This window comes from Geobacillus sp. ZGt-1 (genome assembly GCF_001026865.1).
GTDB classification, from domain to species: Bacteria; Bacillota; Bacilli; order Bacillales; family Anoxybacillaceae; genus Geobacillus; species Geobacillus thermoleovorans.
Window position 1 is genome coordinate 20,488 of record NZ_LDPD01000013.1, and the last position, 6,533, is coordinate 27,020.

At 54.6% G+C, this 6,533-nt stretch carries 6 protein-coding genes and 1 pseudogene; all 7 read left to right on the plus strand.

All coding sequences use genetic code 11. The features are described 5' to 3' along the window. Positions 1–564: 2-oxo acid dehydrogenase subunit E2 (locus VU18_RS19235; protein ID WP_047757782.1), on the plus strand; the 564-nt coding region annotated here is incomplete at its 5' end. A gap of 118 nt (positions 565–682) precedes the next feature. Further along, positions 683–901 (plus strand): hypothetical protein, encoded by a 219-nt coding sequence (locus VU18_RS04320; RefSeq protein WP_014195324.1) that lies wholly within the window; start codon positions 683–685, stop codon positions 899–901. A 103-nt stretch (positions 902–1,004) separates the two neighbouring features. Next, the gene (locus tag VU18_RS04325) at positions 1,005–1,790 is read left to right on the plus strand and encodes an SDR family oxidoreductase (RefSeq protein WP_011230526.1); all 786 of its coding nucleotides are present in this window, start codon (positions 1,005–1,007) and stop codon (positions 1,788–1,790) included. Between the two features lie 17 nt (positions 1,791–1,807). Then, positions 1,808–2,683: pseudogene (locus VU18_RS04330) on the plus strand (NAD(P)-dependent oxidoreductase); the annotation flags it as partial. Positions 2,684–2,857: 174 nt separating this feature from the next. Further along, positions 2,858–4,069 (plus strand): acyl-CoA dehydrogenase, encoded by a 1,212-nt coding sequence (locus VU18_RS04335; protein ID WP_011230528.1) that lies wholly within the window; start codon positions 2,858–2,860, stop codon positions 4,067–4,069. An 18-nt stretch (positions 4,070–4,087) separates the two neighbouring features. Further along, entirely contained in the window at positions 4,088–4,870 is a 783-nt protein-coding gene (locus VU18_RS04340; protein WP_020278640.1) for an SDR family oxidoreductase, read from the plus strand. A gap of 21 nt (positions 4,871–4,891) precedes the next feature. After that, on the plus strand, positions 4,892–6,511 hold the full coding sequence (locus tag VU18_RS04345; protein WP_020278639.1) for a long-chain fatty acid--CoA ligase: 1,620 nt from the start codon (positions 4,892–4,894) through the stop codon (positions 6,509–6,511). Positions 6,512–6,533: the final 22 nt, after the last annotated feature.

A 6,533-nucleotide genomic window follows, 5' to 3' on the forward strand; every position in this document is an offset into this window, starting at 1 on the left:
AAAAAAGATAAATTTTTCGAAGAGCATGACGTCCGCCTTGGCTTTATGTCGTTTTTCGTCAAAGCGGCTGTCGCGGCGCTGAAAAAATATCCGTACGTCAACGCGGAGATCCAAGGCGATGAGATTTTGCTGAAAAAATATTACGATATCGGCGTTGCCGTATCGACGGATGAAGGGCTTGTCGTTCCGGTTGTGCGCGACTGCGACCGGAAAAACTTCGCCGAAATTGAGCGCGACATTGCCGAATTGGCAGCGAAAGCGCGCAGCAACAAGTTGTCGCTCGCCGATTTGCAAGGCGGCACGTTTACGATCACGAACGGCGGTGTGTTCGGTTCGCTTCTGTCGACCCCGCTTCTCAACGGGCCGCAAGTCGGCATTTTAGGGATGCATTCGATCAAACTGCGTCCGGTCGCCGTCGATGAAGAGCGGATCGAAAACCGTCCCATGATGTACGTCGCCTTGTCATACGACCACCGCATCATCGATGGCAAAGAGGCCGTAGGGTTCTTAAAAACGGTGAAAGACTTGATCGAAAATCCGGAAGATTTGCTGCTTGAAAGTTGATTAGGAAGGAAAAGGGGAGCCTGCGATGCGCGGGCTCTTTCTTTTTCCCCGCCTTTCCCTGATCGGTGAATGATTTTCCATGTCTTACGGAACACTACCGGAAAAAGGGGGGAATTTGATGCCAGAGCGTGGACGAAACGATCACCCGCACATGTTTTACCGCGACGGCGCCCGCGAAAGCGTCATCAACGATCCGACCGCCGACGGCGCCGAGGCGATTGGGGTGCGGACTGATGCTGATCCGATGAAGGATGCCAATCCGAATCCGTTTCACGTTGACCGCCTTAATGTCGAGGAAGGGATGAAACGGTTTCAGTCGTTTTTCGAAGAGAGGTGATCCGCCCAGCGGATCACTTTTTTCGCTGATCGCAAAGAAGGAAAATGACGAATGATCGCGAATATAATTACTTAACACCCATTCTTTTGTTGGAGGGATGACGATGGAACTTGGATTGGCGGGAAAAACGGCGCTTGTCGCTGCCTCGAGCCAAGGGCTTGGCAAGGCGATTGCGCGAGCGCTTGTGCTTGAAGGAACAAACGTGATGATCACGAGCCGAAACGAAGAAAAGTTGCACGAAGTGGCGGAAGAATTGAACAGTTTACATAAGGGACGCGTCGCTTATACGCGCACAGATGTCACCAACGCCGACGACATTCGCCAGCTTGTCGCCAAAACGGTCGAGACGTTTGGGACGATCGATTTGCTCGTCAACAACGCCGGCGGCCCTCCGGCGGGAACGTTTGAAACGGTGAGCGACGAAGACTGGCAATATGCGTTTGAGCTCAATTTGTTAAGCTATATTCGCCTCATTCGCGAAGCGCTCCCTTACTTAAAGAAAAAGGGAGGAAAAATTGTCAACATCGCCTCATCATCGATTAAAGAGCCGATTCCGGGGCTTATTTTATCCAACACGTTCCGCACTGGCATCGTTGGGCTGACGAAAACGCTTGCTGTTGAGCTGGCTCCGGATGGCATTTTAATCAATACGGTGGCTCCTGGTCGGATCGCGACGGAGCGCGTCGCCTTTTTGGACAAAGTGAATGCCGAGAAACTCGGCATTACGAAAGAAGAAATGGAAGCGCGCATGAAAAGCGCCATTCCGCTCGGCCGCTACGGAACCCCTGAAGAGTTTGCCAATGTCGTCGTCTTCTTGCTGTCCGAAGCGAATTCGTACGTTACTGGTCAAGCGCTCATTGTCGATGGCGGCATGGTGAAGGCGATTTAAGGCAAACCGACAGGAGGGAAGACCGGATGAAAACGATCGGATTCATCGGCCTTGGCGTCATGGGGAAAAGCATGGCGCGCCACTTGCTGAAGGCGGGCTATCCACTTCTAGCTTATACACGCACAAAAGAAAAGGCGGAAGACTTGCTTCAAGAAGGAGCGGTTTGGAAGGAAACGGTTGCTGATTTGGCGCGGGAGGCGGATGTCGTCATGACGATGGTTGGCGATCCGCGCGATGTCGAGCAAGTGTATTTCGGCGAGGGTGGCATTTTGGAGAATGCGCGGCCGGGAACATATGTCATCGATATGACGACGTCAACGCCGACGCTCGCGCAATCGATTTACGAGGCGGCCAAGCAAAAGGGCATCCATGCTTTGGACGCCCCGGTGTCCGGCGGCGACATCGGCGCGCGCGAAGGAACGTTGACGATTATGGTCGGCGGTGATGAGGACGTCTTTTTGGCGTGCAAGCCGATTCTCGAGCGGCTTGGCACGAACATCGTGCGGCAAGGAGGAGCTGGAGCCGGCCAGCATACGAAAATGTGCAACCAAATTGCCATCGCGACGAACATGATTGGGGTGTGCGAGGCAATGGCGTATGCGAAGCGGGCTGGTCTTGATCCATTCAAAGTGCTTGAAAGCATCGCCAAAGGGGCAGCCGGCAGCTGGTCGCTGAGCAACTTGGCGCCGCGCATGTTGTCAGGAGATTTTGCTCCTGGGTTTTACGTCAAGCATTTCATTAAAGATATGAAAATTGCGCTTGAGGAAGCCGAGCGGATGAACTTGCCGCTGCCAGGCCTGGCGCTCGCCAAGCAACTGTACGAAGAGTTGGCGCAAGCCGGTGAGGAAAACAGCGGCACGCAAGCGCTATACAAGCGGTATGTTAAGGCGTAATCGGGGCGGTTGTTCGCCCTTTTTTATCTTCTCTGTCTTCTCAGCGAAGCAGGGGAGATGGGAAGCGCAAATTCGGATGTATTTATCGAAAAATATTGAATATTTCCTCTTGTAGAGGTATAGTAAAAGTAGAAACAACATACCAACCGGTTAGTATAAAAGGGAGGGGAGCATATGGACTTTTCTTATTCACCAAAAGTGAAAGAGTTGATCAAAAAATTAAGCGCTTTCATGGAGGATTACATTTATCCGAACGAGAGGGTGTATGAGGAGCAGCTGAACACACAAGAGTCGAGATGGTCGGGCGTGCCGCCGATCATCGAAGAATTGAAGGAAAAGGCGAAAAAAGAAGGGCTTTGGAATTTGTTTTTGCCAGACAGCGAATACGGCGCGGGATTAACGAATGTGGAGTACGCGCCGCTTTGCGAAATAATGGGCCGCTCGCTCATCGCCCCGGAAGTGTTCAACTGCAATGCGCCCGATACGGGCAATATGGAAGTGCTCGTCCGCTATGGCACAGAGGAGCAAAAGAAAAAGTGGCTCATCCCGCTCTTGAACGGAGAAATCCGCTCGTGCTTTTCGATGACGGAGCCGGATGTCGCGTCGAGCGATGCGACGAACATTCGCGCTTCGATCGTTCGCGACGGCGATGAGTATGTCATCACCGGACGGAAATGGTGGTCGTCTGGCGCCGGCGACCCGCGCTGCAAAGTCGCCATCGTGATGGGAAAAACGAACCCCGATGCGCCAAAACATGAGCAACAGTCGATGATCATCGTTCCGCTTGATACGCCGGGCGTGAAAATCGAACGGATGCTGCCGGTGTTCGGCTTTGACCATGCGCCGCACGGGCATGCCGAAATTACGTATGACCATGTGCGCGTGCCGAAAGAAAACATCATTTGGGGCGAAGGAAAAGGGTTCGCCATCGCTCAAGGCCGGCTTGGCCCGGGACGGATCCACCATTGCATGCGCCTCATCGGAGCGGCGGAGCGAGCGCTTGAACTCATGTGCCGGCGCGTACAGTCGCGGGTGGCGTTCGGCAAGCCGCTCGCTGAACACGGTGTCATCCGCGAGTGGATCGCCCAGTCGCGCATTGAGATCGAGCAGGCGCGCTTGCTGACGCTAAAGGCGGCGTACATGATGGATACGGTCGGCAACAAAGCGGCGCGCAAAGAAATTGCGATGATTAAAGTGGTGGCGCCCAATGTCGCTTTGAAGGTCATCGACCGTGCCATTCAGGCGTTTGGCGCCGCTGGGGTGAGCAACGATTTTCCGCTTGCCGCCATGTGGGCGAACTCGCGCACGCTCCGTCTGGCCGATGGGCCGGACGAAGTGCATAAAGAGCAAGTTGCCAAGCTTGAATTGCGGCAATATCAACAATAAGGGAGAGGAAGTGGTCGTATGCATGTGTTGGACTTATTTAAAATCGAGGGGAAAACCGCCATTGTCACTGGCGGTGGGCGCGGGCTCGGCGAGCAAATTGCCGTCGGTCTTGCCGAAGCCGGGGCGAACGTCGTCGTTTGTTCGCGGAAAGTGGAAGCGTGCGAGCAAGTGAAAGAAAAGCTTGAACAGCTCGGCGTCCGTTCGCTGGCGCTGCGGTGCGATGTGACGAATCCGGAGGAGGTCAAACATGTCGTCGAAACGACCGTCAAAGAGTTTGGCGGCATCGACGTTTTAGTCAACAACAGCGGAGCGACGTGGGGAGCGCCGGTCGAGGAAATGCCGCTTGAGGCATGGCAAAAGGTGATCAACGTCAACGTTACCGGCACGTTTCTCATGAGCCAGGCGGTCGGCAAGGTGATGATCGCCAAACAAACCGGCGGTTCCATCATCAATATCGCTTCCGTCGCTGGCCTTGGCGGCACGCACCCGGACATTTTAAATACGATCGGCTACAACACGAGCAAAGGGGCGGTTATTACGTTTACGAGGGACCTAGCAGCCAAATGGGGGAAGCACGGCATTCGCGTCAACGCGGTGGCGCCGGGCTTTTTCCCGACGAAAATGTCAAAAGTCGTTCTTGAACGCGTTGGGAAAAAAGTGCTCGAGCATACGCCGCTCGGCCGCTTTGGCGGCGAAGATGACTTGAAAGGGGCCGTCTTGTTTCTCGCTTCCCCGGCGTCCGCCTTTGTCACGGGCGCGCTCCTCGTCGTTGACGGCGGCAGCCATGCGACCGGCATTTAATTAAAAAAGGGGGAAACGCAAATGAGCGAAAAACGGGCGTTGTCTCTTTATCCGGAACACATTTCGTTCTATATGGATATTCCCGACAAAACGGTATGCGATGTACTGCATGAACGAGCGGCGGAATTCGGCTCCCAGCCGGCGCTGACATTTTACGACAAGACGATCACCTATGCCGAGCTTGAGGCGGCGGTCAACCGTTTCACCTCAAGCCTGCAGGCGCTTGGGGTGCAAAAAGGCGACCGCGTCGCGATTATGCTGCCGAACTGCCCGCAGTATGTCATCGCTTACTACGGCATTTTGCAGGCGGGCGCGATCGTCACACAAGTGAACCCGATGCTTGTTGAGCGCGAACTTGCCTATTTGCTCAAAGACTCCGGCGCCGAGACGATCGTCATTTATGAACCGCTTTATCCGCGCCTTGCCGCCGTCAGAGGGGAGACAGCCGTCAAACAAGCGATCACTGTCAGCTTCGGAGCGCCGCCATCCGTTTCGCTGGCTGAAGGAGATGTCACGTTTGACGAATTTCTTGCTGCAGGAAGCGGAGCTGTGCGCCCGGTGTCGATCGAATCAACGCATGACGTCGCTGTGTTGCAATATACTGGCGGGACGACAGGGCGCTCAAAAGGGGCGATGCTCACCCATCGCAACATTTTCGCCAACGTCTTGCAATGCGCCGAATTTTTCAAAGGGACATTTGAGTTCGGGAAAGAGCGATATTTAACTGTCATCCCGTTGTTCCACGTGTTCGCGATGACGTCGGGAATGAACTTGGCCATTTACCAAGGAGCGGAAAACATTTTGCTGCCGCGCTTTGAGCTGAAAGAAGTGTTGGAGACGATTCGCGACAAGCAGCCGACCGTGTTTCCAGGCGTGCCGACGATGTATGTCGCTATTACAAATACTCCTGGAGTCGAGCAATACGGCATCAGTAGCATTAAAACGTGCAACAGCGGCAGCGCGCCGATGCCGCTTGAATTGATGCGCGATTTCGAAGCGAAAACGGGAGCGGTTATCCTTGAAGGATACGGCTTGTCCGAAGCCTCGCCAGTGACGCATTGCAATCCGCCGTTTGCGGCGCGCAAGCCGGGCACGGTCGGCATCGGCATGCCGCTGACCGAGTACAAAGTCGTCGATGTGGCGACTGGCACGCAAGAGCTGCCGCCAGGCGAAGTCGGCGAGCTGATTATCCGTGGACCGCAAGTGATGAAAGGCTATTGGAACATGCCGGAAGAAACGGCGGCGGCGCTGCGCGACGGTTGGCTGTACACTGGCGATTTGGCTTCGATTGACGAGGAAGGGTATGTGACGATTGTCGACCGGAAAAAAGATCTGATCATCGCCGGCGGCTATAACATTTATCCGCGTGAAATCGAAGAAGTGCTGTACGAACATCCAGCGGTGAAAGAGGCGGCGGCAGTTGGTGTGCCTGATCCGTACCGCGGCGAAACGGTGAAGGCGATTATCGTTTTAAAAGATGGAATGCAGGCAAGCGAAGAAGAAATTCTTGCCCATTGCCGAAAAAACTTAGCGGCGTACAAAGTGCCGCGCATTGTCGAGTTCCGTGCCGAACTGCCGAAGACGAACGTCGGGAAAATTTTGCGCCGCGCCTTGCGTGAAGAGGCGTCCCGCCCGCAATAACAGAGGGCTTTCGGCCAAGTCC